The organism is Streptomyces sp. NPDC005423 (assembly GCF_040606415.1).
Classification (GTDB): domain Bacteria; phylum Actinomycetota; class Actinomycetes; order Streptomycetales; family Streptomycetaceae; genus Streptomyces.
Window position 1 is genome coordinate 37294 of record NZ_JBEXET010000017.1, and the last position, 22357, is coordinate 59650.

The following is a 22357-nucleotide window of genomic DNA, read 5'->3' on the forward strand; positions in this document are numbered from 1 at the left end:
CTGTCTCTGTGATCCGTCGGGGGGTGCGGTGCGTACGTACGTCTATGCAGTGTGCCGCCCGGAGCGCCGGGCGGCACAGTCGATCTTCGGTGACCGGGGCGGGCTCAGCGTGGGCCGAGGGTCCAGCGGGGGCCCTGGGGGCCGTCCTCGATGACGAGTCCGGACTGGTTGAGCTGGTCGCGGATGGCGTCCGCGGTGCCCCAGTCCTTACGGCCCCGGGCGGCCTCGCGCTGGTCGAGGACCATCCGCACCAGGGTGTCCACCACGCCGTGGAGGTCCTCGCCGTGGTCGCCCTCGCCGGCCCACTGCGGGTCGAGCGGGTCGAGTCCGAGGACGCCCAGCATGGCGCGCACCTCGGCGAGGCGGGCCACGGCGGCCTCCTTGTCGTCGGCGGCCAGCGCGCTGTTGCCCTGCCGGACCGTGGTGTGCACGACGGCGAGGGCCTGTGGTACGCCCAGGTCGTCGTCCATCGCCTCGGCGAAGGCGGGCGGCACCTCGGCGGCCGGCTCGACGACTCCGCCGGCCTTCTCCACGACCCGCTGGACGAACCCCTCGATCCGCGCGAACGCCGACTCGGCCTCGCGCAGGGCCTCCTCGCTGTACTCGATCATGGAGCGGTAGTGCGGGGTGCCGAGGTAGTAGCGCAGGACGACGGGCCGCCACTGCTTGACCATCTCGGAGACGAGGACGCTGTTGCCGAGCGACTTCGACATCTTCTCGCCGCTCATGGTGACCCAGGCGTTGTGCAGCCAGTACCGGGCGAACTCGTCGCCGTACGCCTTGGCCTGGGCGATCTCGTTCTCGTGGTGGGGGAAGATCAGGTCGAGGCCGCCGCCGTGGATGTCGAAGGCGGAGCCCAGGTACTTGTGCGCCATGGCCGAGCACTCCAGGTGCCAGCCGGGACGGCCGCGGCCCCACGGGGTCTCCCAGTCGGGCTCGCCCGGCTTGGTCGCCTTCCACATCGCGAAGTCGCGCGGGTCGCGTTTGCCGGTGATGCCGTCCTCGGCGGGCTGGCGCAGATCGTCGATGTCCTGGTTGGAGAGCTCCAGGTACTCCGGGTAGGAGCGCACGTCGAAGTAGACGCTGCCGTCGGCCTCGTAGGCGTGCCCGCGCTCGATGAGGCCGCGCATCATCTCGATCATCTCGGGGACGTGCCCGGTCGCGCGCGGTTCGTACGTCGGGGGCAGGCAGCCGAGGGCCTGGTAGCCGTCGTTGAACGCGCGCTCGTTCTCGTAGCCGATGGACCACCAGGGGCGGCCCTGGTCGCGCGACTTGACGATGATCTTGTCGTCGATGTCGGTGACGTTGCGGATGAACGTGACGGCGTAGCCCCGGTACTCGAACCACCGGCGCAGGATGTCGAAGTTGAGACCCGAGCGGATGTGGCCGATGTGCGGGGCGGCCTGCACGGTGGCACCACACAGGTAGATCGAGACACAACCCGGCGTGAGCGGGGCGAAGTCACGAATCTGCCGGGCGCTGGTGTCGTACAGACGAATGGTCACCCCACCAGGGTAGTGGGCCATGGGCAGTGCCTCACGCCTTCCGGCGGTTTGGTGGATTTCGGCCCCCGCGGGCCCGCGGGGTCGGGCACGCCGCGCCCCGCGGTGGAGGGGCGGCCCGCTCAGATCCGCCGGATCACCAGCGCTGTCGCCACCGCCGTCAGGCCCTCGTCGCGGCCGGGAAAGCCCAGCCCGTCCGTCGTCGCGCCGGAGACCGAGACGGGGGCTCCCGCCGCCTCCGACAGCAGCTTCTGCGCCTCGTCCCGGCGCCTGCCGATCTTGGGGCGGGGCCCGATCACCTGGACGGCGACATTGCCGATCGTGAAGCCGGCCTCGCGGACGATCCGGGCGGCCTCCGTGAGGAGGGTGAGGCCGGAGGCGCCGGACCACTCGGGGCGGCCGGTGCCGAAGTGCCGGCCCAGGTCACCGAGGCCGGCCGCGGAGAACAGGGCGTTGCAGGCCGCGTGGGCGACCACGTCCGCGTCGGAGTGGCCGGCCAGCCCGGGGCCCTCGCCCTCCCACCTCAGGCCGGCGCACCACAGTTCGCGGCCCTCCTCGAAGGCGTGGGTGTCGGTGCCGATGCCGACCTGGGGGAGCGGGTACGGCTCAGAAGCCATCGTTGAGCCTCCTGCGGGCGAGGACCGCCTCCGCGAGGACGAGGTCCAGCGGGCGGGTGACCTTGAACGCCTCCTCGTGGCCGGGGACGACCACCACCTGGAGGCCGAGCCGCTCGACCATGCTCGCGTCGTCGGTGACGTCGTCGGTGACCGTCTCGTGGGCCCTGACCAGCGTGGCGCGGTCGAAGCCCTGCGGTGTCTGCACGGCACGGAGCCGGGCCCGGTCGGGGGTGGCGACGACGGGCTCGGGGCCGCCGGGCAGGGCCGCCGGCTCCACCTGCTTGACGGTGTCCGCGAGCGGCAGCGCCGGTACGACGGCCGGGGACCCGTCCCGTACGGCCTCGATGACGGCGTCGACCGTGTCCACCGGGACCAGCGGGCGGGCCGCGTCGTGCACGAGGACGATGCCGTAGCCGGGGGGCAGCGCGTCCAGGCCGAGCTTCACGGACTCCTGGCGGGAGTCGCCGCCGGGGACGACGAGGAAGTCCGTCCGCTCCGGGAGCGCGTGGGCGTCGAGGAGCGTCTTGACCTCGGCGGCGCCGTCGGGCGGAGCCACAACGACGACCAGGGAGACGGCCCGGGACGCGGCGAGCGCGCGCACCGCGTGGATCAGCATGGGAGTGCCGTTCAGCGCGCGCAGCGCCTTGGGCGCGCCGGGGCCGAGCCGTACGCCCCGGCCGGCGGCCGGGATGACCGCGGCCGTCCGGAGTTCGGGGCGGGTCTCCCGGCGGGTCGCCGAGGGTGCCTCCACGGGTGCGGAGCGCGAATCGTCAGACATCGGTTCCTGTCAGGTTTGTGTGCTCGACCTACGTGGGTATGGCCTCAGAAGTGCCGGGCGCGACGCCTTGACCGGACCCTTCCGTGACACCGGTCGACCCGCTGCCCGGGTCCGGCACACCGCGGTCGGAGGGTGTTCTTCCCGGATTTCCGGGCAGGCGGGCAGGGCAGGCAGGTGAAGCGGGCATGGACATGCCGCAGCGCCCGGCGACAGCGGAGATGTCATCGGGCACCGCGGCAGTTCAGTGTGCAGAGCGGAGCTTGCTCAGCGTCTGCGTCAGGACGCGAGGACCTCGTCGAGCAGGGCCTCGGCCTTGTCCTCGTTCGTGTTCTCCGCGAGGGCGAGCTCGCTCACCAGGATCTGGCGGGCCTTGGCGAGCATGCGCTTCTCTCCCGCGGAGAGTCCGCGCTCGCGCTCACGACGCCACAGGTCACGTACGACTTCCGCGACCTTGATGACATCGCCGGAGGCGAGCTTCTCCAGATTTGCCTTGTATCGACGGGACCAGTTCGTGGGCTCCTCGGCGTACGGAGCGCGCAGCACCTCGAAGACCCGGTCCAGCCCGTCCTGACCGACCACATCACGCACGCCGACGAACTCCGCATTGTCCGCTGGCACACGTACCGTCAGGTCACCCTGGGCGACCTTCAGCACCAAGTAGGTCTTGTCCACGCCTTTGATCTGGCGAGTTTCGATAGCCTCGATCAGCGCGGCCCCGTGATGGGGATAGACCACGGTGTCGCCAACCTTGAACGTCATGTGACAGGTACCCCTTCCGTGGCTATCCAGAGTAACACGGAAACCGCGGGTTCTGAATGGCGTTTTCGCAGGTCAGGGCATATCTCGGGGCTTGACAACAGCAACAGGAACGTGCTGCGGAGGCCACACGGAAGCGGGTATTCGCAGGTCGGAGCGGCTCTCCGGGCAAGGTGAAACGCGTACGTTACACACACCCGAAGGCCGCCCCAAGTGGACGAACGTCCCCAAATGTCTGGTTCCAAGTGCTCGACTTCCGCTACTCCGTTCGGTGTGCGGAGGGGTGCGGAGAGGGTTGCCGAGAGGGATGCGGAGAGCGTCGGGGAACGTTTCCGGAATTGATCACCACGGCGGCCCGAGCGGGCCGGACGAGTGACCCGTGATCAATTCCGCGGACGTCGCGCATTCTTCACGCGGAATCCGCGAGCCGGTGTCCGAGGTGCTTATGTGAATGCAGGACGAGTACCGCTCCCCAGTGAGCCGGAAGTCACTGGGGAGCCGCTCGAAAGTCACTGGGGAGCCGCACGAGGAGACACCCGGGCGCGGGGACGGAGGCACCGGCGGCACGTCCCGGCCGCACCGGCGGGGCCGAAGAGGCGGGTCGGGTGCGGCGCCACGGGAACGGCTCGGTAACCTGAGCCCGCTGACAGACACTTAGGGCGGCTTTATTCCGGAAGTCGCCCTGCTCCGCCCACGTTCAAGGAGTTGCCGCCGCCGTGAGCAGCAGCCTTCGACGCGGCGCCCTCGCCGCCGCCGCCATCGCGTTCTCGATCGCCTCGCTCGCCGCGTGCGGTGCCGGCAACAACGCCCAGACGCTGGAGGTCCAGCCGGACAACGCGGCTGCCACCGTCGGCACGCTCAGCGTGCAGGGCGCCATCGTCATCACCCAGCCCAACGCCTCCTCTGGCCCCGCGGTGATCTCCGCCACCCTGTTCAACAGCGGCTCCTCGCCGCAGACGCTGGACTCCGTCTCCGTCGGCGGGGCCGGCTCCGCGACGCTCACCCCCGCCAAGGGCAAGGGCAAGCTGGTCGTCCCCGCCCACGGCTCGCTCATCCTCGGCGGCCGGGGCAACGCCTCCGCCGCGCTGAGCAGTCCCGGCGCGAGCATCGTGGACGGCAACGCCCAGAAGGTCACCTTCAGCCTCAGCAGCACCGGTGACGTGAGCCTGGCCGCCTACGTCGTGCCGGCCTCGAGCTACTTCACCAAGTGGGGCCCCAGCTCGATCCCGACGCCCACGGCGGGCGGCTCCGCGCAGCCGTCCACCAGCGCGTCGGGCTCCGCGACCCCGACCGGCTCGGCGTCCGCCTCCGCGAGCGGCAGCCCGTCGTCCTCGGCCTCCGCCGGCTGACCAAGGCGCGGCTACGGCGAAGGGCGGGACCTCTGCGCGAGGTCCCGCCCTTCGCCGTAGGGCCGGTGAGGGCCGGTGAGGGCCGGTGAGGGCCGGTGAGGGCCGGTGAGGGCCGGGCGGTCTACGGCTCGAACTTGTAGCCCAGGCCGCGCACCGTCACCAGGTAGCGCGGCGCGCCCGGGTCGGGCTCGATCTTCGCGCGGAGCCGCTTGACGTGGACGTCGAGGGTCTTGGTGTCGCCCACGTAGTCGGCGCCCCAGACCCGGTCGATGAGCTGCATACGGGTCAGGACGCGGCCCGCGTTGCGCAGGAGCATCTCCAGCAGGTCGAACTCCTTGAGGGGCAGGTCGACCTTGGCGCCGGAGACGGTGACCACGTGGCGATCCACGTCCATACGGACCGGACCGGCTTCGAGGGCGGCGGGGGTGACCTCCTCGGGCTCGCCGCGGCGGCGCAGGACGGCCCGGATCCGGGCGACCAGCTCGCGTGAGGAGAAGGGCTTGGTGACATAGTCGTCGGCTCCTATTTCCAGCCCGACCACCTTGTCGATCTCGCTGTCCTTGGCGGTGACCATGATCACGGGAACGTTGGAACGGCTGCGCAGCTGGCGGCAGACCTCCGTGCCCGGCAGGCCGGGCAGCATCAGGTCGAGCAGGACGAGGTCGGCGCCGTTGCGCTCGAACTCGTCGAGACCGTCGGGCCCGGTGGTCGCGATGGCGACCTCGAAGCCCTCCTTGCGGAGCATGTACGACAGGGCGTCGGAGAAGGACTCCTCGTCCTCGACGACAAGCACTCGGGTCACGGAAGGACCTCCGGGGCGGGAAGCGGTTCGTACGGGGATGGGTCAGGGGACGCCCCGGCCTCGTCGTCGAGGTCGGGGTGCTGGTGGGCGCGGTCACGGGCCGCACCCGCCTCCGGCAGCCGCAGGGTGAACGTGGAGCCCTGTCCCTCGGAGCTCCACACCGTGACCTCCCCGCCGTGCGAGGCGGCCACGTGCTTGACGATCGCCAGCCCGAGCCCCGTACCGCCCGTGGCGCGGGAGCGGGCCGGGTCGACTCGGTAGAAGCGCTCGAAGACGCGCTCCTTGTCCTTCTCGGATATCCCTATGCCCTGGTCGGTCACGGCGACCTCGATGTGGTCGCCGCCGGGTGCGGTCACCTGGCGGGCGGCGATGCCGACGCGGGTGCGGGCGGGCGAGTAGTTGACGGCGTTCTCGACCAAGTTGCCGAGGGCGGCGGCCAGTTGGCCCCGGTTTCCCCAGACGTGCAACTCGGCGGTGCCTCCGGAGGCCATGGTGATCTGCTTGGCGCCGGCCTGGTGCCGGCACCGGTCGATGGCCTCGGCGACGAGTTCGTCCACGCGGACGGGCTCGGCGTCCTCCAGCGGGTCGTCGTTCTGCACCCGGGAGAGGTCGATGAGTTCCTGCACGAGGTTGGTGAGGCGGGTCGCCTCTATCTGCATCCGGCCGGCGAAGCGCAGCACCGCCTCGGGGTCCTCGGAGGCGTCCATGACCGCCTCGGACAGCAGGGAGAGGGCGCCCACGGGGGTCTTCAGCTCATGGCTGACATTGGCCACGAAGTCCCGTCGTACGGCTTCGATACGGCGGGCCTCGGTGAGGTCCTCGACGAGCAGGAGGACGAGCCGGGAGCCGAGCGGCGCGACCCGGGCGGAGACGGCGAGCGCCTCGCCGCGGCCGGTGCCGCGCCGGGGCAGGTCCAGTTCGACCTGGCGTATCTCCCCGTCGCGCCGGGTGTCCCGGGCCATCTGGAGCATCGGTTCGACGGAGAGTTTGCCGCCGCGGACCAGCCCGAGGGCGTACGCCGCCGAGCTGGCCTTGACCACGGCGTCCGCCTCGTCGAGGACGACGGCCGAGGAGCGGAGCACCGACAGCACGGTGTCCACGCCCGGCGGCAGCATCGGGTCGGTGTGCAGGGAGCTGCGGGTGGGGCGTTTCTGGTCGCGTTCGCTCCAGCGGAACGCCAGCACGGCGATGACACCGGTGAGCACCCCGGCGATCGCTGCCGCTGCGGCGACCGCCGCGTTCACGTCCATGCACCCAGGTTAGGCATGGGATACGTCCTGGCCACAGCCATCGGAGTGCGACCTCGAACACTCGTCGCCCAGAGTTCACCTTGGAGCCAGTATGGGTTCATTCGGGATGGCGGAAACCGTCGCGTAGGCGCAGGAACGTGGGAGCGTGGGGTGCGAAGGGCCGGTCTCTGAGTCAGACCGCCGGATCCCGGCCCCCCTCAGCCCCCGAAACGAACGTACGAGAGGGACACCTGATGCGGGACGCGTACCACGAGGAACTTGACTCGATCGGCGACGGTCTGGTGGAGATGGCCCGGCTGGTCGGGTCCGCGATCGGACGCGCCACGACGGCCATCCTCGACTCCGATCTCAAGCTGGCCGAAAGCATCATCGAGGCCGACAAGAAGGTCGACGACCTCCAGCACGACCTGGAGGCTCGGGCCATAGCCCTGCTGGCCCGGCAGCAGCCGGTCGCCACCGATCTGCGCATCGTCGTCACGTCGCTGCGCATGTCGGCCGACCTGGAGCGCTCCGGCGACCTCGCCCAGCACGTGGCGAAGCTCGCCCGGCTGCGCTTCCCCGAGCGTGCGGTACCGCACGACCTGCACTCCACCGTCCTGGAGATGGGCCAGCTCGCCCAGCGGCTGATGGCCAAGGCGGCCGAGGTGATTATCACCAAGGACGTCGACCTGGCGCTCCAGCTGGAGCAGGACGACGACGAGATGGACCTGCTGCACCGCACCCTCTTCCAGCACCTGCTGGACGACAAGTGGAAGCACGGTATCGAGACCGCGGTCGACGTGACGCTGCTCGGCCGCTACTACGAGCGGTTCGCCGACCACGCGGTGTCGGTCGCCAAGCGTGTGGTGTTCCTGGTGACGGGCGAGCACGCGGACGACTTCACCCCCGAGATCCAGCCGGTGACGGGCGTCGAGGGGGCCTGACGCGGTGCGGGGGGCGTGCGGTCCGGCCCCGCTTCCGCCCCTGAGCGGGGCGTGCGCGGCTTGCTCGGGGAGTGCGGGAGCCTCAGTGCGCCGTTGATGCGCCCACGGGAACGGGCGTCCAATGGACACAGGCTCCAGCCTCGAGGAGGGACCCATGGCCCAATCCCCCGCATCTCCCGGTACGACGCCCGATCCCACGCAGGAACGCGAGACGCAGCAGCCCGCCGAGACCAAGAGCCTCCCGCTCTTCGGCGCCTGCGGCTGCGGCTCGGGCTGCGGGTGCGGGTGCCAGTCCGGCAACCCGTGCCAGTGCGGCTGACCGCCGTACGCCGGTAGTCACGTCGCACGTCCTACGCCGAAGGGGCCCGCGCGAAGGGCCCCTTCCCCGTGCTCGCGGCCGAACGGTGCCCGTCAGCGGGAGGGGGTGAGGGGAAGGTCGTCGGTGAAGGCGTTCACCGGCTTGGCGATCTCCTCGACGGTACGGGCGTCCATGGCGGCCGGAGCCGTCCTGGTCCCCAGGGTGCCGCCCGCGTGCCAGACGCCGGTGACCGCGACCCAGGTGTTCGGGGCCAGCGGCTCGGTGCCGTCGATGCGTACCTTCACGGTCTGCGCGTCCGCCGCGCAGCAGGAGAAGATGATCCGGGTCAGATCCCAGCCCCCGCCGCCCTTGACGGGCGTGACGAACCCGGTCAGCCGGACGCTGCGCCCCTTGATGGCCAGCTTCTTGTCCTGCTGGACGCGGCTGGTGAAGTCGGTGAGCGTCATGGGGACGGGCGAGGTCGCTGGCAGCGGATCGAAGGACTGCTCCCGCGGTACGGCCTTGGGGGCGGCGCGGGCGGCGGTGTAGGCGCCGAGCGCGGGGGGCGCGTAGAAGAGCAGGCTCAGGGCGGGGACGAAGAGGAGCCAGGCGACGCGGGGGACGGCGGAGTGGTCGTGCCCGTGACCGTTGTCGTGGGTGTCCGCGTGCTCCTGGCCGGCCTGGATTGCACGAGCTTCGGCGTCCTCGCCGGAGGCGCCGCCCGGTGCGTGCGGTGCCCGGTGCCGTCTCCGGAACGTCCTCGCGTACGACCATGCCTCGGCCGCGCCCAGCAGGAGGAGCAGGACTCCGGAGGCGATCAGCAGGGGGCGCATGCCGGCCTTGACGTAGCGGAGGCAGAGGTCGGTGAAAAGGGAGGCGTGCAGCAGGCCGAGGCCGCTGAGGACGAGCAGGAGGATCTGCGCGGGCCGCTTCACAGCAGCGTCCCTCCGATCAGCGTGCTGCACAGCACGGCGACGACGGTCGTGGCGGCGGAGAAGCGCACCGCGAAGGCGCGGCCGAAGGTGCCGGCCTGAAGAGCGATCAGTTTCAGGTCGACCATCGGCCCGACGACCATGAACGTCAGCCGGGCCAGCGGCGAGAACCCGGTGAGGGAGGCGGCGACGAACGCGTCCGCCTCGGAGCAGACGGCGAGCACGATGGCGAGGGCGGCGAGGAAGAGCACCGACAGCCAGGGCGAGCCGGAGAAGGTGTCGAGCACGGAACGCGGCACGGTGACGTTGAAGGTGGCCGCCGCCATCGCGTCGAGAACGAGGAACCCGCCCGCGTGCAGGAAGTCGTGCTGGAACCCCTGCCGGAACTCGGTCCAGCGGCTGTGCCCCGGCTCGTGCCCGCTGTGCCGTACGACGGGGCGCAGCCACGTGTCCCGGCCCAGCCAGAGCCAGAGCCAGCCCATGACGGAGGCGGTGGCGAGCGAGGCGAGGAGGCGGGCCAGCACCATGGCGGGGTTGCCGGGGAAGGCGATCGCGGTGGCGGTCAGGACGACCGGGTTGATCGCGGGCGCCGAGAGCAGGAACGCGAAGGCGGCGGCCGGGGGGACCCCGCGGCCGATCAGGCTGTTCGCGACGGGCACGGACGCGCACTCGCAGCCCGGCAGGACGACCCCGGCGACGCCGGCGACCGGAACGGCGAAAAGCGGCCGCTTCGGCAGCACCCGGGTGAAGACCCGCGCCGGTACGAACGCGTTGATCGCCCCGGACAGGGCCGTCCCGAGCAGCAGGAACGGCAGCGCCTGCACGGTGATGGCGAGACACACCGTCCGCCACGCCTGCACGGCGGGCGCGTCCGCCCAGCGGCCGATGACGAAGAGCAGGGTGCCCGGCAGCACGGCGGCGGCCACCAGCCAGAGCGGTGAGAGGCGCGGCCGGTCCCGGGCGGGGGCGCCGCCGTCCGGCGTGGGCCCTGGGGCGAGGGACTCCGTTCCCCCAACCAGTTCCTGCGTTTCCTGCATAGCGGCTCCGGACGTCTTGGCGGCTCCGAACGTCTGATGTCCGGATCGAAGATAGCCGCCACAAACCCTCACACCCCGCACCCCGCCGCCGCGTCCCCGGGCGGGTGCCGGGAGGTGGTGTTTCGGTAAAGGGTTCGGCATCGGCGGTTCAACCCTCCGCCCCTACCCTTGTCCTGTCCATGTCCTACTCGGTGAGATGCACGCAGACCACTCGCTGCGCCGGTACCGCACACGGAGAGCGAGTCCGCGGAACCACCCAAGGGGATTCATGCACATAGCCCGTACCGGGCGGGGCGTCGCGGCCTCGACGGCCGTCACCGCCGCCCTCGCCGCCGCCGCGCTGTCGACCGCCCCGGCAGCCGGCGTCTCCGCCGCGCCCGTCGCCGTACCGCACACCAAGGCGGTCCCGGCCGTCGCCGGGCACGTCCTCGCACACGACGTGGCCACTCCGCTCACCAGCGCGCAGTGCGAGGCGAAGTGGGGGATCGCCTGCTACGGCCCGCTCCAGTACCGCACCGCGTACAACCTCAACTCCCTTTACCGCAAGGGCATCACGGGCAAGGGACGGACCATCGTCATCGTCGACTCGTTCGGCTCGCCGACGATCCAGCACGATCTCGACGTCTACAGCAAGCAGTTCGGGCTGCGCAGCGCCAAGGTCGACGTGGTCAAGTGGGGCGACGTCCCCGTCTTCGACCCCAGGAACGCGGACATGACCGGCTGGGCGGGCGAGACCACCCTGGACGTCGAGATGGCCCACGCCGTCGCGCCCGACGCGAAGATCGTGCTGGTCGAGACGGCCGTGGCGGAGACCGAGGGCGTCACCGGTCTGCCGGAGATGATGAACGCCGAGAAGCACCTGATCGACCGCGGCGTCGGCGATGTCATCACGCAGAGCTTCGGCGCCACCGAGAACACCTTTCCCGGCTTCGACCAGGGCGACTTCTCCAGCATCAGGAAGCTGCGCTACGCCTTCGAGGACGCGCGCCGCAAGCACGTGACCGTCCTCGCCTCCTCCGGCGACGGCGGCGCCACCGACAGCACGGCGGACGGCAACGGCTACTACGACAAGCCCGTCAACTCCTGGCCGTCCTCGGACCCGTTGGTGACGTCGATCGGCGGCACCCAGCTCCACCTGAACGACAAGGGCGAGCGCACCTCGCCGGAGAGCGTCTACAACGACTACGGCGCGGGCGGCGGCGGCCAGTCCCACGTCTTCACCCGCCCGTCCTTCCAGAACGGCGTGAAGAACGTCGTCGGCTCCCGGCGCGGCACCCCGGACGTGTCGATGGCCGCCGCGGTCGACGGCGGCGCCTGGACCTACTCCAGCTTCGACCCGACCGCGGTCGGCTGGGACGTCTACGGCGGCACGAGCGAGGCGAGCCCCCTCTTCTCGGGCATCATCGCCCTCGCCGACCAGGCGGCCGGCCACCGCGTGGGCGACATCAACGCGGCCCTCTACACCCTGGCCGGGCACCACCACGCCGCCGGCAACGGCATCGTCGACGTCAACGACGGCACGAACAACACGTACGCGGGCGTCACCGGCTACACGGCCGTCAACGGCTACGACATGGCCACCGGCGTCGGCACGGTGGACGCGAACCGCTTCGTGCAGGCCCTGGCGAAGGCGAACCGCCACGGCTGACGCACGGCACTGAACGGAGCTTCCCCGTAAGGGACTTGGCCCTGACGTCGACACAGACACAGGGCGTCCCGCGGGACGGACGGCCCGGGTGCTGCACCCGGGCCGTCCGCCTGCCCGGAATCGGAACCGGCCGCCCGCACCCGCGCGTCGCGACCGGAAGCGCACGCGTCGGAACCGGTTCGGAAGCGGACGGCGGCTACCCGCGGAAGCGCCGGGGACGGTCCACTGGGCTCCGGTGAGGCCGGGCGGCGGTGGCGGGCCCGCGCCGGTGGACGAGGCCGCATGGGGAGCCCGAGGATGCGGAGAAGGCCATCGGGTCGGGGGGCGGGCACCGGAAGCCGCCCGGCCTCACCTCGGGTCGAGGCGGGCCGCCGCCGGTCACTCCGCCCGGTACCGCCTCGTGAGCGGGCGGCCCGCCGCCGGTCAGTCCGTCCGGTCCGCGCCCGGCTCCAGGTCGGGGACCAGTTCGTGGAAACGGCGCTCCACCGGCGACAGATCGGTCCTGGCCAGGTCCTCCGGGCGTACCACGATGCGGAGTTCGGGAGTGAGCGCGCGGTAGCGGCCGCACGCGTCGAGGAACGAGTCGACGATCAGCGCCACCAGCTGGCCGCGGTCGAGGTCGGTGACGCGGGCGAGCCCGGAGCCGATGAGCGGGACGGCGACCGGTTTGAACAGGCCGTGCACGGCGACCGCGGCCCAGAGGTTGTCCAGGCCCGACCGCAGGTCCGCGTAGTCCGACCTGGCCACCAGGTCGTTGCCGAGCCGGGAGTAGGCGACCGCGAAGATCCGGCGGCCCTCGACGGGTACGACCACGGTGGTGCCCACCGGGTAGCGGACCCGCCGGCCGCGCGGCTTGGCCCGGACGCTCTCCGTGCCGACGGGCCGCACGGTGCGCAGTCCGGCCTGCAACTTCTCGTCCAGCAGGCGGCGTTGACCGTCGAAGAGGCGGTCGACCAGCTGACTCTGCACGCTGTCGCGGCTGATGACGATCGACTCGTCGGTCTCCGTGTCGAAGGTGTCGGTGAAGCCGACCACCAGATTGCACTCCGGCTGCTCGAACAAGTCCCCCCGGACGAGGGCGATGTCCGCCCGCTGTCCGGCCAACGGCACCCGGTGGCGCAGCAGTTCGGCGCCGTGGCGGGCGCGGAGCGCGGCCCGCAGCGCGTCGAGGGTGCGGGCGGCCTCCGGGTCGTCCGGATGGTCCCGGACGAGCAGCTCCGCGACCGGCAACGCGAGGTCGGGGCGGCCCAAGTCGGCCTGAACGCGCACCAGTTCGCGGCGGGCGGAGTCCTGGAGGGCGGTGAGCCGGCGGATGAGGGGGTCCGCGAAGCTCTCGCCGTTGACCTCGGCCAGCGGCCGGCCGCGGACCAGGGCGAGCGCCTCGGCGAGCCGGTGGGCGGCGGTGGCGGGCGGAGCGAGCAGTCCGGCGCCGACGACCGCCGTGAAGCGTGTGCTGTCCAGTTCCTCGGCCCGCAGCACCAGACGGTAGGCGGTCTCCGGGCCGTGCACGGTGACCTGCTGCTCGGTGCGGAGCACTCGGGCGGCGGTGCCGTCCTGGCCCGGGTCGAGGGCGCGCCGCAGCTCCAGGACACGCTTCTGCACCTCGTTGCGATTGCGCTGGTCCAGGTGGCGCGGCTCGTCCGCCAGCCCCCACACGTCGCGCCGCAGTCGCCGTACGGGCACGGCCTCGCCCTCCGCGGCCACCAGGCGGACCAGCAGGCGGGTGGTGAGCGGGGTGAGCCGGACCGGGATTCCGTCGACTTCGAGCTGAACCGGCCCCAGCACCTTCACCCGGATGTGCGCTCTTCCCTCGGCCACCCGCGTCGCCCCCGCCGCGCCTCTATATCACTCTGCGTTACTGCAAAGTGACGATCAGATTATCATGTTGGCTTGGAGGAACCGTGTGTTCGCGTGATTCCCGTGGACAGAATCCGGCGCGCGGCCGGGCGGAATGGCGAACGCGTATCCAGGCCCGACTTCGGATACCAGTACGATTCCTGCGGCTCTACGGCACCCGGCGCGCCCGCGCGGTATTCGCCCGCAACACCATGGCGGCTTTCGGCGGAATATCCGCGGTGCTGCAGTTCGTCGGGCAATTCTTCCCGCGTACCTTTCCCGGCCCCGGCACGGTGACCGGAATGTCGGTGGCGGCGTGCCTGGTGTGGGGGCTGAGCCGGGCCCGCCCGGTGCTGCGGGTGGAGCAGGTGTTCCGGCACCCCGACATGCGGGTGGTGGTCGAGGCGGGTGACGTCTTCGACCAGCCGGCCCACCTCGTCGTCGGCTTCTGCGACACCTTCGACACCGCGACGGCCGACGGCGCGGTCATCAACTCAGGCAGCGTACAAGGGCAGTTGCTGTCCCGGCGGTACGACGACGACGTACAGCGGCTGGACGCGGAACTGGTCGCGGCGCTCGCCGGGGTCCCGCCGGCCGGGCGGGAGGACCGGGACCGCAAGCGGCTGGGCAAACTGGACCGGTACCCCGTCGGCACGGTGGCGGTCCTGGGAACCCGCCCGCGGCTGGTGTTCGCCGTCGCCTACAGCCGTATCGGCAACGACTGTGTGGCCGCCTCCAGCGTGGAGGAACTCTGGTCCGGCCTCAGCCGTCTCTGGGACGCCCTGCACCGGCACGCCCAACTGGAGCGGGTGGCCATGCCGTTGGTCGGATCCGGGCTGGCCCGGCTCGACCACCTCGACCAGGACAGCCTGCTGCGGCTGATCCTGATGTCCTTCGTCGCGCGGTCACGCGAGGGCGCGGTCTGCCGGGAGCTGCGGGTGGTGGTGCGCCCCGCCGACCTGGAACGGATCGACATGCGCGAGGTGCGGGCGTTCCTGGGCGGCCTCGCGTCGGGACTGGACCGCGTATGAAGCCGCCCCCGCGCCTCCGCCGCCGCCGGTTCGGGCGAGCGGTGTTTCCGCCGGTTCGGGCGAGCGGTGTTTCCGCCGGTTCGGGCGAGCGGTGTCTGCGCCGGTTCAGGCAAGCCGCCGGTAGGCGGAGAGGTTCCGGAAGTGCCGGGTCTCGCGCCACTCCGGCCGGGTGTCGTCGAGCCGGCAGCCGGCCAGCCGCAACCGCGCGGCGATCTTGGCGAGGGAGGACTCCGTGCCGTCGAACCGGATGACGTTGATGCCGGCGGTGTCGGCGACGTGCCGCAGCCGGCCGACCTCCACGATGACGGTCCGCTCCGGGTAGGCCATCAGCACCATGCCCAGCTCGATCAGTACGTTCTGCCGTGGCTGGCCGGTCAGTTGGGTCTCGTCGTCCCGCTCCTGGTTGCCGAGCAGATGCGGGTGGAGCTTGGCGACGTCGTCCGGGGTGAGCAGGACCAGGGCGGCCTGCGCCTGCGCCGGTGCGTTCATGACCACCTCACCGAGGAAGGGCGCGGTCCTGCCGGTGGCCCGCACCAGTTCCTCCCACTCCAACGGTCGCAGGTCGAGCCGGCGCAGCAGCCCGAACATCGCCCGCCGCACCTCCTCGTCCCGCCCGTGCACGACGAAGACACTGCGCTCCCGGTCGTGGCCGGGAGCGGCCTGCCCGGACGTCTGACCGCCCTCCTGTCCGGCCGCCTGCCCTGACCTGCCCGTCTGTCCGGACGTCCCGGGCCGCGCGGCCGGTCCTGTCGGCGCCGCGTGGTAGTTGTAGCCGAAGTGCGCGTTCTCCCCGCCGAGGACGACCTGGCTGTTGTCCCCGAAAGTGTGGCTCTCGCTCATACGGACTGCGCTCCTCGGCCGCCGGGCGCGTGGGGGCCCGGCGTCTGGTGGTTGTAGGAGAAGTTCTCGTTGTGGCCGCCCAGGATCGCCTGGGTGTTGTCGCCGAAGAGGATGTTGGTCTGCGCGCGGTCGTGGTCGGCGAGATCCACGTGGTGCTCGCTCAGGAACAGACGGATGGTGTGCAGCAGCCGGCGCTCGACGATCTGCGCGTACTTCAGGGCGTCGGTCTTCTGGAAGAAGTGGTGGAAGGTGTCGCTGGTGGCCATCTCCCGGACGCTGGTCAGCGCGCCGCAGTCCACCGACGCGTTCGCGTAGCGGGCGAGCCGGAATTCACTGGTGTCGGCCGCCGTGTTCTCCCCGGTCAGTTCGACGGCCGTCCGCCCGCCCCGTCCGGGCCGCGTCAGCCGGCGTACCCGCGCGGGCCGGAACCGCTCCGGGATGAGGAGCAGCGGCCAGAACGAGAGCATGAGGCACCGACGCGGCGCGGCCTTGACCATGTCCCACGCGACCCGCAGGGCGAGGCGCGCGTCGAAGAGGTCCGGCAGCCGGTCGACGAGGTGGAACTCCCGCACGAGCGGCCCGAGGACGTACGTGTGGAACTCGGTGTGCAGGGTGTCGCCCTTGAGGTCGAAGCCGACGAAGATCGAGGTCACCAACTCCTCGTTCCAGGAGCCGACCCGCACGCACAGGTACTCCCGGGCCGAGTCGTAGTCCTCCCGCCAGTGGACGCCCGGCAGCTCGTCCATACCCGGCAGCTCGGACCAACCCGCGCCCACAGTACGGTCGTTGGTGCGGATCGCCGTCGTGAAGCGGCGCTGCTCGACGGCGAGCCCCTCGATGCGTTCGTCCCGCCGGGCCTCCTCCCGCAGCTCCGCGCCCATCCGCGCGGCGACGTACGTGGTGATGTCGTGGACGGTGAACGGCAGCACGGCCTCGCGCTCCACGACGTCCAGGTCACCCCCGGAGGCGTCGAAGTCCTTGCGGGCCGCGAGGCGGTTCTTCGGCGCGCCGAGCAGCAGTTGGGCGTTGGCCCAGTCGCGCAGGGGCTCGCCGGCGCCGACGAACGGCCGGAAGCCGCCGTAGAAGACGAGGCCGCTGTCGGTGGACTGCTCGCGATCGATCTTGCCGACCAGCGCGTCGGTGAGCCTGCCGCCCGTCGGATAGGCGCCGTCGAAGCCACCGTCGGCACCGGTCTCCTTCAGCCGGGTCATCAGGATGTGCAGGGTGACGACACGGCGCAGATAGGCCGTGCCCCACAGCACCCAGCACAGCAGCGCCCCGGCGATCAGCGGATTCAGGGTGCCCCCGCCCGTCAGCATCAGGAGCCCGACGGCCGAGCCGGCGGCGACGGCCCATTGGATACGGCGCAGTCGGCGCGCCGCGAGCGCGTGGGCGAGGACCGACACCGCGTCGTAGCCGTACGCGGGCGCGACCACTCTGAAGCGGTTCTCGACCAGTTCCCGGATGACGGCCCGGCGGTAACCGGGGTCGAGGTAGGTGCCCGCGGAGAGCAGACGGGTGGCCTTCGTCCGCGCGTAGGCGCGGCCGGCCCGCGGCGCCTCGGGCGGGCGGCCGGGGAGATGGGGATGCAGTGTCTGGGTGCTCACGATGGATCAGCGCTCCGCTCGTGCGGGCGTACCCGGCCCGGGTACGCCCGGGTGGTCAGGTGATGGGGGTCGCGCTGCCGGCGGTGATCACACCGTCATGGACGGTGTACGTGGCGGAGTACGAGCGCGAAGAGCCGTCCGTCTGACGGGCGTTGAGGACCAACCGCACGACGTCACCCCGCACCGACACGTGACTGACGGTGTCCCGCAGGGTGGTGGCGAACCCCGAGGCGAACGAGGTGTAGTCGGCGTCCAGGTTCTTGCCGCCCAGTTCCCAGGCGGTCCCGAAGTCACGCTTGTTGATCGCCGCGAAGTAGCCGACGACCACCTCCCGCGGCCCGGCCGTACCGGAGGCACCATACGGATCCGGCGTCACGGAGACGGTGCCGTACGGGCCCGGCGTCGCGGACGAGGTGCCGTACGGGTCCGGCACCTCGGTTCCGGTGGACGACGCCGCCGACGCCCACGGCTGCTCCAGCCCCCCGGAGCCGGAACCGATGCCGCTGCCGTCGCTACTGCTGCTACTGCCGCTACCGCCGCTGGACCCGGAACCGATACCCGCGGTTCCGGATTCGCCGCCGAAGCCTCCCCCGACCAGACTCAGCAGCAGAAGCACCAACAGGGGCACTCCGATGACGGTGAGCCCCCAGGTGCGCGCGGCCCCGGCGGGCGGTATCAGCCCATCGGCCCGGTAGGGCGACGGAGGCGACGGCGCGGCGGGGGACAGCGGCGGTCCGAAGTGGTTCATGGGGCACCCCAACGATCACGACAGTGCACTGACACGCACCCCCGCACCCCCGCACGACTCGGCGGAAAACAGCGCGCGAAAGGCTGATTGACACCTTGCATGCCACCAGCCCCACCGCTTCCGCCACCACCGCCGACCCACTTCCGATCCACTTCCGGACGAGGGGAGACAGGCGACGGGGGGCGACGGGAGCGGCGAGATGAACGCCGTGGGCACGGAAAAGCCCCCTACCCCAGCGGAGAACCCGCAGGCAGGAGGCTTGACCAGCAAGTGAGGATGCGTTACTTCTTCTTGCCCTGGGTTTCGACCGCCCGTGTTTTGGCCCTGATCAGCGGGACGTGCACCGCAACTGACCTGCGGCGGGGCTGTCGTTGGTGGTCGTTGTCGGTCGTTGCTTGTTGACCTCGGAGGTTCCATACAGGTTCCGGGCCCGCGCGCACATGGTCTACGACGGATGAGGTCATCCGCTTCCCGACCGCTCAGGTATCTGTCTGAGCGGCCCGATATGCCTCGTACCGAGCCCAGGCACGTTCGAGCGTCTCGATAGCCGCGTCGATGGCACCGCGCTCTTCGAGGTAGTCAAGCTGTCCCTGCTTCCCCTTGCGAGAGGGCCAGTCAGGATCAGCGGAGACGTCCCGCGCGAGATCTCCGATGGCATTGCGCTGATCGGCGTGGGTCTTCAACCATGCGGTGAAGCTCTTCGGCTTGGGCATGCCAGCATCCTTCCGCCGCCATGCCTGGGCTAACCCACGGGCCTGGTCCGCTTGTCGCTTGTCTTGTCGCTTGTCGCTTGTCGGCTCGCAGGTCAAAGCCTGCATCGGGGTACCCCGCAGTGCGGCCCCGTCTTGTCACGACAAGTGACAAGACAAGCGACAAGAGCATCTGCTGTGCCGGCGCGCCCGGCGGAGGAAGGGCATGAACGAACGGCCTACGGCCGCGCACCCTTTGGCAGCTCGCTACGCTCGCGCGGCTACCGTCGTCGGGGGCGAAGGCCGTGAATGCCTTCCAGGGCACTTGGACCCCCTTGCGCGGGATGGATAGACCCCCAGGGTCGTAAACGGCCGCCCACGGCGTCACGGAAGCGCTGCGATGAGGTAGTTTCCGGGTCCCTACGCGCGCGTGCGCGTAGGGACCCCTCCCCGGAAACCGTGGCAACTTGGAAACCCGCAGGTCGGAGCCGGTTGCAGGGGTCAACCGGCGCTATCGACGCAACTGGCGATATCAACCACCTCAAATCGGGCGGGAGGGCGACCTGACGTAAGGCGCGGGCACGCGAGAGCGTTGACGCAAGAGGAGCACCCCGGGCGGCGCGCGGTGCTCCTCTTGCATGTACGCCCGGGCAATCCAGGAGACGGCAGACCTGCCTCCTCGCCTGGAATGCCGCCCTCGGGCCCTCCAAGGGGCGGACGGCCGGCTCATGACGACTGGTGATCAACTACCCAAAAATCAGTACGAGTTGGCGCATCTTCCCAGCACACTGGAAGGCATGGATGGACTGTATGTGGTCAGGCATGAGCCGACCTGGCGGGAGGAGCCGGACCCAGAGCCGGACGACGAGTATGACAACGGCACGGACGAGAAGACTTTGTACGCCCTCTTCGGGCTGGCCATCTACAAGGCCAACGTCCTTGAACACACCCTCGTGAACACCCTCGCCATGGCCAGGCTCATCACGGCGGAGGAGCAGGGGGAACGGCTCATCCGCGACCCTTGGGCGCAGGGCTTCAAGGACATGATGGGCAAGCTCATCCGGCGTGCCGAGCCGCACGTAAGCGCCTACCCGGAAGTGGTCGGCGACCTCACCAACAGCCTGAAGCGGCGTAACTTCCTGGTTCACCACTTCTGGCGTGAGCGCATCCAAGAGGTAATCGCCGAGGTGAGTCGGGCCAAGATGTGCGCAGACCTCAAGGCGGACTGTCGGCTGTTCACCCAGACAGACGAGCGTCTGACCGAGAGGGTCTTTGACCCTCTGGCGAGGAAGCGGGGGATCACTCCCGAGATGATCGAGGCTCAGTACGCGAAGGAACGCCGCGAGGCCATGAAGCGCTACGAGCCTGAGTCGTTCACGGCCGGGGAAGACTCGGCCTGACGGACCTGCCTCCCCGCCTGGATTGCCGTCCTCGGACCTCCCAAGGGGCGGACGGCAGGCATGGGTGAGCGCCGCCCGCCCCTCCCGCTCTGCCCGGCTCGCCACGGCTCTTCAGGTGGGGACGGATGGCCGTGAGCACCGCGATCCCCCTCCTGAAGAGCCGTCCTGCACTCTCTTACTAGAGAGTTGAGGGAAGATAGCGTCCGCAGCGTCCGCTAGGCATCGCTCACCCCCTCTGACCTGCACCGTTCACGCGGACGCTAAACAAAATGTTTAGCGTCCGCTAGCGTCCGCAGCGTCCGGTTATCCCCAGCTACTAAGAGTGCTTTTCCCCAGGTCAAGGCGGCTCTTAGTAGCGGGAGGGCTGCGGACGCTGCGGACACTGGCCGCTCCGGAACGACGAAGAGACCACCCCCATCGAGGCGGGGTGGTCTCTTCGTCCTCTGCCACTGGCTCACCGCAAGAGCGCGACGGTCGGGAGTTCCCGAGCGCCCCCGCGCGCGAGCGGAGCGAGCTGCCAAGGGACGCGCGGCCGTAGGTCGCACCTAGTAGGTCACTGCGGGAGAAAGCCAGGAACCGACTGCCCTAGATCCCGCAGGTGGGCAAGGTAGTCCTGAGCGGCAGGTTCCGCCGCGTAGCTCCGCCTCATCTCCGCCGCCAGTTCGCGGCTCGTCATGATGAGCGACGGCATTGATCGGCGCTCCCCTTCGAGGGCCCGCTCCCCCATGATGAGCGCCTGTTCGAGGTCACCCTCCCGCGCGGCCGTCACACCCAAGGTGACCCGCGCTTCCGCGTTACGCATGGGCGATCGCTCCGTGCCGTCGAAGTCCGTGCCCGCGCGCAGAACCTCCTCAGCGAGCGTGCGTGCCAACTTGTCCTCTCCCACCAGGCGGTAGCAGTCCATCGCGTAGAAGTCGAACTTTGCCGGGTCCACCACGAAGTGGTTGTCCAGGTTCTCGGGGTGCGGCATCGCTTCGAGCAGGTTGCGGCCCCGATCGAGCGCGACCTCAACCCGCCGACGGTCCCCGAGTCGGGCCCACGCCTTGGCTTCCTGTCCGGCAAGCTGAACGGCTACGCCCTGGTGGGCGGCAACCTCGGTTCCCGCCTGCGCTGCGGCAATGACCCCGCGATAGTCGCCAGTCGTGAGGGCGAACCAGGCTCGCATCTCGTGAGCCCAACCAGCGACTTCGGCATGCTCGGACTCGGTCGCCAACGAGAGCGCGGCCCGACGCGTCGACTCGGCAGCGTGCCGGTCGCCCATGTCGTACTCCACGCACCCGACAAGGAGGGCGAGCCATCCGGAGAGCGCCAAGACTTCGCGGTGCTGCGAGAGAGTGAGGCTCTTCGAGTGCAGCTCAACGACCCGACGGAGCCACTGGCGCCCCTCAATGAGGAGCTGTGCGCTCGGCATGTACGGGTACTCCGAGCAAAGCCGATCGGTCGTGATCCGTAGCGCGTCAAGCGTGGCCGCGTCGACGTCGGATCGGTTGAGACGGCTCACGATTTCCAGCGTCTCCATGCCGCTCACGGCCAAGATCTCTCTGCCCCCGTCGCGGCGCGTCGGCGCAGGGAAGAGGGCGTGCGTCACGGTGCCGAAGACCGCCGCGATAAGCGGCCGGTAGAACTCGTTAGGGATCTGTCCGGACTCCCACCGCTTCCACTGCCGGATCAGGCTTTCATCGGCCGGAAGCTCTTCCTGAGCGTGCGCTCGAAGCGCCTTCACTGCGTCCCGCTGAGACCAATCACGCGCGGCCCGCTCAGCCGCGATGCGCTGTGCCCATGCAGGCCTGCCGTCGCTCATACGCTCCTCCTCCGAGTGCCTACCCGCCGAGTCTCACGCCTCGCCCCCGGGGACAGGGAAGGGGACAGTGAAGGGACAGCGGACATGTCCCCAGCTCTCACGTCTGCCCCCTCGGTGTCACTTACCGGACACGCTCCGTTCCCCGCATGCTGGTTGCAGATCAAGCACCACTCGCGGTGGAGCGCTCTTCGAGCACTTCCACTCGTTCAGCCAACGCCTGAATCAGGGAGCGGATTTCATTGATCTCGGCCCGCACGTCGTCACGGGGAACGGTCCCGTCACCAACGAAGTTACCGAGGTTGCCGGCCGACACAATGAGCCCTTCGGCCCTAAGCGCGGCCAACCCGTTTTGGATGGTCTGGCTCGCGAATCCGAAGCGCTCGATCAGCTCCCGCTGCGAGGGGAGCTTGTCACCGGGCTTCATCCGCTTGACTTCCTCGCGGAGCGCGTCCGCGACCTGCACCGCCTTGGGCTTGGGCCCTCCTGTGACAGTCATGCCCTGAGCGTACCCAT

The 22357-nt window shown here is 70.4% G+C and carries 21 protein-coding genes; 6 read left to right on the forward strand and 15 right to left on the reverse strand.

Annotation, left to right across the window (positions count from 1 at the left end):
- Positions 1-104 precede the first annotated feature (104 nt).
- From cysS to ABZT12_RS19480, 4 genes are all read right to left on the reverse strand, one after another.
- The gene (gene cysS / locus ABZT12_RS19465; protein WP_356385587.1) at positions 105-1505 is read right to left on the reverse strand and encodes a cysteine--tRNA ligase; all 1401 of its coding nucleotides are present in this window, start codon (positions 1503-1505) and stop codon (positions 105-107) included.
- Between the two features lie 119 nt (positions 1506-1624).
- Positions 1625-2119: a 2-C-methyl-D-erythritol 2,4-cyclodiphosphate synthase gene (gene ispF, locus ABZT12_RS19470; protein WP_356385589.1), complete on the reverse strand. Its 495-nt coding sequence runs from the start codon at positions 2117-2119 to the stop codon at positions 1625-1627.
- Positions 2109-2897: a 2-C-methyl-D-erythritol 4-phosphate cytidylyltransferase gene (gene ispD, locus ABZT12_RS19475; protein WP_356385592.1), complete on the reverse strand. Its 789-nt coding sequence runs from the start codon at positions 2895-2897 to the stop codon at positions 2109-2111. The genes ispF and ispD overlap by 11 nt, the downstream gene beginning before the upstream one ends.
- A 276-nt stretch (positions 2898-3173) precedes the next feature.
- Positions 3174-3656: a CarD family transcriptional regulator gene (locus tag ABZT12_RS19480; protein WP_003953493.1), complete on the reverse strand. Its 483-nt coding sequence runs from the start codon at positions 3654-3656 to the stop codon at positions 3174-3176.
- 713 nt (positions 3657-4369) lie between these two features.
- Between ABZT12_RS19480 and ABZT12_RS19485 the strand changes: the two genes are divergently transcribed.
- Positions 4370-5002: a DUF461 domain-containing protein gene (locus tag ABZT12_RS19485; RefSeq protein ID WP_356385595.1), complete on the forward strand. Its 633-nt coding sequence runs from the start codon at positions 4370-4372 to the stop codon at positions 5000-5002.
- A gap of 121 nt (positions 5003-5123) precedes the next feature.
- Here the strand turns inward: ABZT12_RS19485 and ABZT12_RS19490 are convergent, their stop codons facing one another.
- Positions 5124-5804 carry a response regulator transcription factor gene (locus tag ABZT12_RS19490; RefSeq protein ID WP_356385598.1) on the reverse strand — a complete coding sequence of 227 codons (681 nt, stop codon included), beginning with the start codon at positions 5802-5804 and terminating at the stop codon, positions 5124-5126.
- Positions 5801-7054 (reverse strand): ATP-binding protein, encoded by a 1254-nt coding sequence (locus ABZT12_RS19495; RefSeq protein ID WP_356385601.1) that lies wholly within the window; start codon positions 7052-7054, stop codon positions 5801-5803. Before ABZT12_RS19495 ends, ABZT12_RS19490 begins: the two co-directional genes overlap by 4 nt.
- 233 nt (positions 7055-7287) lie before the next feature.
- Here ABZT12_RS19495 and phoU point away from each other — a divergent pair, with 233 nt between their 5' ends.
- Both phoU and ABZT12_RS19505 read left to right on the forward strand, forming a co-directional pair.
- On the forward strand, positions 7288-7977 hold the full coding sequence (phoU, locus tag ABZT12_RS19500) for a phosphate signaling complex protein PhoU (protein WP_356385604.1): 690 nt from the start codon (positions 7288-7290) through the stop codon (positions 7975-7977).
- Positions 7978-8131: 154 nt separating this feature from the next.
- Positions 8132-8296 carry a hypothetical protein gene (locus ABZT12_RS19505; protein ID WP_356385607.1) on the forward strand — a complete coding sequence of 55 codons (165 nt, stop codon included), beginning with the start codon at positions 8132-8134 and terminating at the stop codon, positions 8294-8296.
- A gap of 92 nt (positions 8297-8388) precedes the next feature.
- On the opposite strand, the gene ABZT12_RS19510 is transcribed toward ABZT12_RS19505, so the two are convergent.
- Both ABZT12_RS19510 and ABZT12_RS19515 read right to left on the reverse strand, forming a co-directional pair.
- Positions 8389-9210 (reverse strand): TIGR03943 family protein, encoded by an 822-nt coding sequence (locus ABZT12_RS19510; protein WP_356385610.1) that lies wholly within the window; start codon positions 9208-9210, stop codon positions 8389-8391.
- Positions 9207-10244 carry a permease gene (locus ABZT12_RS19515; RefSeq protein ID WP_356385613.1) on the reverse strand — a complete coding sequence of 346 codons (1038 nt, stop codon included), beginning with the start codon at positions 10242-10244 and terminating at the stop codon, positions 9207-9209. Before ABZT12_RS19515 ends, ABZT12_RS19510 begins: the two co-directional genes overlap by 4 nt.
- Positions 10245-10512: 268 nt before the next feature.
- On the opposite strand from ABZT12_RS19515, the gene ABZT12_RS19520 reads away from it, so the two are divergent.
- Positions 10513-11892, forward strand: a complete 1380-nt coding sequence (locus tag ABZT12_RS19520) for a S53 family peptidase (RefSeq protein ID WP_356385616.1) — start codon at positions 10513-10515, stop codon at positions 11890-11892.
- Positions 11893-12315: 423 nt separating this feature from the next.
- On the opposite strand, the gene ABZT12_RS19525 is transcribed toward ABZT12_RS19520, so the two are convergent.
- Positions 12316-13710 (reverse strand): macro domain-containing protein, encoded by a 1395-nt coding sequence (locus ABZT12_RS19525; RefSeq protein WP_356385619.1) that lies wholly within the window; start codon positions 13708-13710, stop codon positions 12316-12318.
- A 257-nt stretch (positions 13711-13967) separates the two neighbouring features.
- On the opposite strand from ABZT12_RS19525, the gene ABZT12_RS19530 reads away from it, so the two are divergent.
- Positions 13968-14759, forward strand: coding sequence for a macro domain-containing protein (locus ABZT12_RS19530; protein ID WP_356385622.1), 792 nt, complete (start codon positions 13968-13970; stop codon positions 14757-14759).
- A gap of 105 nt (positions 14760-14864) precedes the next feature.
- On the opposite strand, the gene ABZT12_RS19535 is transcribed toward ABZT12_RS19530, so the two are convergent.
- The 4 genes from ABZT12_RS19535 to ABZT12_RS19550 form a co-directional block, all read right to left on the reverse strand.
- Entirely contained in the window at positions 14865-15599 is a 735-nt protein-coding gene (locus ABZT12_RS19535) for a nucleotide-binding protein (RefSeq protein WP_356385625.1), read from the reverse strand.
- Positions 15596-17206 (reverse strand): hypothetical protein, encoded by a 1611-nt coding sequence (locus tag ABZT12_RS19540; RefSeq protein ID WP_356385628.1) that lies wholly within the window; start codon positions 17204-17206, stop codon positions 15596-15598. Before ABZT12_RS19540 ends, ABZT12_RS19535 begins: the two co-directional genes overlap by 4 nt.
- A gap of 55 nt (positions 17207-17261) precedes the next feature.
- Positions 17262-17954, reverse strand: a complete 693-nt coding sequence (locus ABZT12_RS19545) for a hypothetical protein (protein ID WP_356385631.1) — start codon at positions 17952-17954, stop codon at positions 17262-17264.
- A 479-nt stretch (positions 17955-18433) separates the two neighbouring features.
- Positions 18434-18667, reverse strand: coding sequence for a YozE family protein (locus ABZT12_RS19550; RefSeq protein ID WP_356385634.1), 234 nt, complete (start codon positions 18665-18667; stop codon positions 18434-18436).
- A 773-nt stretch (positions 18668-19440) separates the two neighbouring features.
- Here ABZT12_RS19550 and ABZT12_RS19555 point away from each other — a divergent pair.
- The gene (locus tag ABZT12_RS19555; protein WP_356385637.1) at positions 19441-20043 is read left to right on the forward strand and encodes a hypothetical protein; all 603 of its coding nucleotides are present in this window, start codon (positions 19441-19443) and stop codon (positions 20041-20043) included.
- 553 nt (positions 20044-20596) lie between these two features.
- On the opposite strand, the gene ABZT12_RS19560 is transcribed toward ABZT12_RS19555, so the two are convergent.
- Together ABZT12_RS19560 and ABZT12_RS19565 are read right to left on the reverse strand one after the other, a co-directional pair.
- Complete coding sequence (locus ABZT12_RS19560; protein ID WP_356385640.1) at positions 20597-21844, reverse strand: XRE family transcriptional regulator; 1248 nt, start codon at positions 21842-21844, stop codon at positions 20597-20599.
- Between the two features lie 160 nt (positions 21845-22004).
- A complete protein-coding gene (locus tag ABZT12_RS19565; RefSeq protein ID WP_356385643.1) occupies positions 22005-22340 on the reverse strand; it encodes a winged helix-turn-helix domain-containing protein in 336 nt (111 codons plus the stop codon).
- Positions 22341-22357 lie beyond the last annotated feature (17 nt).

Excerpts from the sequence above, each read along its gene's own strand:
- ispF (WP_356385589.1), bottom strand. The coding sequence starts at position 2,119 with ATGGCTTCTGAGCCGTACCCGCTCCCCCAGGTCGGCATCGGCACCGAC.
- ispD (WP_356385592.1), bottom strand. The coding sequence starts at position 2,897 with ATGTCTGACGATTCGCGCTCCGCACCCGTGGAGGCACCCTCGGCGACC.
- ABZT12_RS19480 (WP_003953493.1), bottom strand. The coding sequence starts at position 3,656 with ATGACGTTCAAGGTTGGCGACACCGTGGTCTATCCCCATCACGGGGCC.
- ABZT12_RS19495 (WP_356385601.1), bottom strand. The coding sequence starts at position 7,054 with ATGGACGTGAACGCGGCGGTCGCCGCAGCGGCAGCGATCGCCGGGGTG.
- phoU (WP_356385604.1), top strand. The coding sequence starts at position 7,288 with ATGCGGGACGCGTACCACGAGGAACTTGACTCGATCGGCGACGGTCTG.
- ABZT12_RS19505 (WP_356385607.1), top strand. The coding sequence starts at position 8,132 with ATGGCCCAATCCCCCGCATCTCCCGGTACGACGCCCGATCCCACGCAG.
- ABZT12_RS19515 (WP_356385613.1), bottom strand. The coding sequence starts at position 10,244 with ATGCAGGAAACGCAGGAACTGGTTGGGGGAACGGAGTCCCTCGCCCCA.
- ABZT12_RS19520 (WP_356385616.1), top strand. The coding sequence starts at position 10,513 with ATGCACATAGCCCGTACCGGGCGGGGCGTCGCGGCCTCGACGGCCGTC.
- ABZT12_RS19535 (WP_356385625.1), bottom strand. The coding sequence starts at position 15,599 with ATGAGCGAGAGCCACACTTTCGGGGACAACAGCCAGGTCGTCCTCGGC.
- ABZT12_RS19545 (WP_356385631.1), bottom strand. The coding sequence starts at position 17,954 with ATGAACCACTTCGGACCGCCGCTGTCCCCCGCCGCGCCGTCGCCTCCG.
- ABZT12_RS19550 (WP_356385634.1), bottom strand. The coding sequence starts at position 18,667 with ATGCCCAAGCCGAAGAGCTTCACCGCATGGTTGAAGACCCACGCCGAT.
- ABZT12_RS19555 (WP_356385637.1), top strand. The coding sequence starts at position 19,441 with ATGGATGGACTGTATGTGGTCAGGCATGAGCCGACCTGGCGGGAGGAG.
- ABZT12_RS19560 (WP_356385640.1), bottom strand. The coding sequence starts at position 21,844 with ATGAGCGACGGCAGGCCTGCATGGGCACAGCGCATCGCGGCTGAGCGG.
- ABZT12_RS19565 (WP_356385643.1), bottom strand. The coding sequence starts at position 22,340 with ATGACTGTCACAGGAGGGCCCAAGCCCAAGGCGGTGCAGGTCGCGGAC.